General features: G+C 60.8%; 4 protein-coding genes. 3 read left to right on the top strand and 1 reads right to left on the bottom strand.

The features are described 5' to 3' along the window. The 3 genes from leuC to leuB all read left to right on the top strand — a co-directional run. Positions 1-1,152: 3-isopropylmalate dehydratase large subunit (leuC, locus tag Q0K17_RS10900; RefSeq protein ID WP_294542935.1), on the top strand; the 1,152-nt coding region annotated here is incomplete at its 5' end. A gap of 2 nt (positions 1,153-1,154) precedes the next feature. Beyond that, positions 1,155-1,643, top strand: a complete 489-nt coding sequence (gene leuD, locus Q0K17_RS10895) for a 3-isopropylmalate dehydratase small subunit (RefSeq protein WP_294542934.1) — start codon at positions 1,155-1,157, stop codon at positions 1,641-1,643. Between the two features lies 1 nt (position 1,644). Beyond that, entirely contained in the window at positions 1,645-2,715 is a 1,071-nt protein-coding gene (gene leuB, locus Q0K17_RS10890; protein ID WP_294542933.1) for a 3-isopropylmalate dehydrogenase, read from the top strand. Positions 2,716-2,821: 106 nt separating this feature from the next. Here leuB and Q0K17_RS10885 read toward each other — a convergent pair whose 3' ends face one another. Next, the gene (locus tag Q0K17_RS10885) at positions 2,822-3,505 is read right to left on the bottom strand and encodes a hypothetical protein (protein WP_294542932.1); all 684 of its coding nucleotides are present in this window, start codon (positions 3,503-3,505) and stop codon (positions 2,822-2,824) included. Between the last annotated feature and the right edge of the window lie 15 nt (positions 3,506-3,520).

The raw sequence follows: 3,520 nt of genomic DNA, 5'->3' as shown, positions 1-3,520 counted from the left end.
ATCACCACCCCGGTGGCCATCAACGAATTTGAGAAGGCCGGTTTCAACTCGGTCTTTGACAAGACCCGGGTCAACATCGTGCTGGACCACTTTGTGCCCAACAAGGACATCAAGAGCGCCCAGCAGTCCAAGAAATGCCGGGATTTCGCCAACAAGTACGACATCCTGAACTTCTACGACGTGGGCACCATGGGCATCGAGCATGCCCTGCTGCCCGAAAAGGGCATTGTCACCGCCGGGGACTGCATCATCGGTGCCGACAGCCATACCTGCACCTACGGTGCGGTGGGGGCCTTCTCCACCGGTGTGGGCTCCACCGACATGGCCGCCGGCATGGCCACCGGCATGGCCTGGTTCAAGGTGCCCGCCGCCATCAAGGTGGTGCTGAAAGGCGCCTTGAAAGCTCCTGTTTCCGGCAAGGACGTAATCCTGCACCTCATCGGGACCATCGGCGTTTCGGGGGCGCTGTACAAGAGCCTGGAATTCGTGGGCGAGGGCGTCAAGAGCCTGACCATGGAGGACCGGCTGTGCATCTGCAACATGGCCATTGAGGCCGGTGCCAAGAACGGCATCTTCCCGGTGGATGAGACCTGCGAAGCCTACCTCACCGGCCGCAGCCAGCGTCCCTGGCTCAAGTACGAAGCCGACCCGGACGCCGAGTACGAGCGCACGGTGGAGATCGACCTGGACACCCTGGTGCCCACCGTCGCCTATCCCCATCTGCCGGAGAACACCCATCCTGCCAGCGAGGGCAAGGACATTGCCATCGACCAGGTGGTCATCGGTTCCTGCACCAACGGCCGTCTGGAGGATATGGAAGCGGCCTGGAAGATCCTGAAGGGCCGCCACATCGCCAAGGGGGTGCGGGCCATCATCATTCCCGCCACCATGGCCGTGTACAAGGAGTGCATCCTGCGGGGATACACCACCGATTTCATTGATGCCGGGTGCATTGTTTCCACCCCCACCTGCGGGCCCTGCCTGGGCGGGTACATGGGCATCCTGGCTGAGGGCGAGCGCTGTGTTTCCACCACCAACCGCAACTTTGTGGGACGTATGGGGCACGTGGATTCCGAAGTCTATCTGGCCAGCCCCGCTACCGCCGCCGCCAGCGCACTGACCGGCCACATCACCGACCCGAGGGAGGTTTGAAGATGAAAGCACAGGGTACTGTTTACAAATACGGGGACAACATCGACACCGACGTCATCATCCCCGCCCGCTACCTGAACACCCAGGACGCCAAGGAACTGGCCAGCCACTGCATGGAGGACATTGACAAGAGTTTTGTCACCAAGGTGAAGCAGGGCGACATCATGGTGGGCGGCGAGAACTTCGGCTGCGGCTCCTCCCGGGAGCATGCGCCCCTGGCCATCAAGTCTGCGGGCATTGACTGCGTCATCGCCAAGAGTTTTGCCCGCATCTTCTACCGCAATTCCATCAACATCGGCCTGCCCATTCTGGAATGCCCCGCCGCCAGCGAGGCCATTGCCGACGGGGACACCGTGGCCATCGACTTTGACACCGGCGTCATCACCGACGTGACCACCGGGGCCACCTTCCAGGCGGAACCGTTCCCCCCCTTCATCCAGAACATCATCCAAAAAGGCGGCCTGATGGCCAGCATCCGGGAGGGCAAGTAAGATGCAGAAAAACATTGCGCTCATCTACGGCGACTGCTCCAGCCCGGAGATCGTCACCCAAGCGGTGCGGGTGCTGGACAAGATTGCCGCCAAGCGCGGCCACACCTTCACCTACACCCGCGCCTACATGGGCGGCGAGGCCATCGACAAGTTCGGTGATCCCCTGCCCCAGTCCGAGCTGGACAAATGTCTGGCCGCGGACAGTGTACTGCTGGGCGCCATCGGCGGCCCCAAGTGGGAGGGTATGCCCGGGGACAAGCGCCCGGAAAAAGGCTTGCTGCGGCTGCGCGCCGGGATGGGACTGTACTCCAACAGCCGTCCGGCCAAGATCTGGCCCCAGCTGTCCGACGCCAGCCCGCTGAAGCAGGAGATTGTCGACAAGGGCATCGACTTCATTGTGGTGCGCGAGCTCATCGGCGGCGTGTACTTCGGGGAGCACAAAACCTACGAAGAGAACGGTGAGAAGATCGCTGTGGATACCATGCCCTACTCCGAGCACGAGATCGAGCGCATCGGGCGCATCGGTTTTGAGACGGCCATGAAGCGCCGCAAGAAACTGACCTGCGTGGACAAAGCCAACGTGCTGGACACCAGCCGGTTGTGGCGGGCGGTGATGCACCGTCTGGCCGCCGAGTACCCGGAGGTGGAGTACGGCGAGATGTTCGTGGACAATGCCGCCATGCAGATCTGCAAGAACCCGGCCCAGTTCGACGTCATCGTCACCGAAAACATGTTCGGTGATATTCTGTCCGACGAGGCCAGCGAGATCACCGGCAGCATCGGCATGGTACCCTCCTCCAGTCTGGGCGAAGGCACCAATGGTCTGTATGAACCCATTCACGGTTCCGCCCCCGATATTGCCGGACAGGACGTGGTCAATCCCATCGCCTGCATCCTGTCCGCCGCCATGATGCTGCGGTACAGCTTCGGCATGGCGGCGGAAGCGGACGAAATTGAGGCCGCCGTATCCGCCGTGCTGGACGAGGGACTGCGCACCGCCGACATCATGCAGGAGGGCTGCACCAAAATCGGCTGCACCGCCATGGGCGACGCCATCCTGAAGCACATCTGAAACAGTCTTCAACCCGCCATTTCATCATAAAAGCACATACAAGCAACGCCCCCGCCGCAAAGAATACGGCGGGGGCATGCTTTTATGATGAAGTGGGAATGGCGGATCAGGCGCGGGTGTTTTCCCGCCAGGGGTGTCTGGCGGCCAGGAGATTGTAGCGAACGACCCGGCACAAACGCAGCAGCAGGCCGAAAACCAGCAGCAACAAGCAGACAGCTATGGGCGGAAGCGGAAAGGTGCGGAAAGCGTCTTTCCACATCCAGGTGGTACAGACAAAGACAAGGGCAGCCAGATCCAACGTCGCAAGGAGCATCTTGGCCCCTATGTGTCCTTTGTTGAGCGGCGGCAGAAACTGCCGCCCCAACAGGATGCTGAAGGTTGCCACCAGAATCTGTCCCAGCAGCTGCAGCAAGAACATCCCTGCATCCGTGGGGTCTCTGTCCGGCATAACGGCGAAGATCACTGTACCGATTGCCCCCACAGCAGCGGTCAGCAAAGCAAAATACCCGGTAACATAATCAATCAGGTTCCCATGTTGGATGGAGTCTGCCAGATTGCTGTAAAAGGCATCTTCATCCCCCAAAGTCTCCCGCAGGGTCTTCCCCTGTCGGTCCGCTTCCGCCGCCATCAGGATCAGGTCCCGGACCACAAGTTCCACTTCGTAGGAATTCCAGCTGACGGCTTTCAGCCAGTCTCTGGCCCGGTCCACCGAGTTTTTGTCCAGATCGTTCAGGGCAGCCCGGTCTTTCCGGTTCTGCAGCCACAGGGCGTGATATTCACTGAAAGCCATAGAGTATCTCTCCCC

This window comes from uncultured Gemmiger sp., from assembly GCA_944388105.1.
Lineage (GTDB): Bacteria > Bacillota > Clostridia > Oscillospirales > Ruminococcaceae > Gemmiger.
Note: the sequence above shows the minus strand (reverse complement) of the source record. Positions and strands in the feature narration are given on the sequence as shown.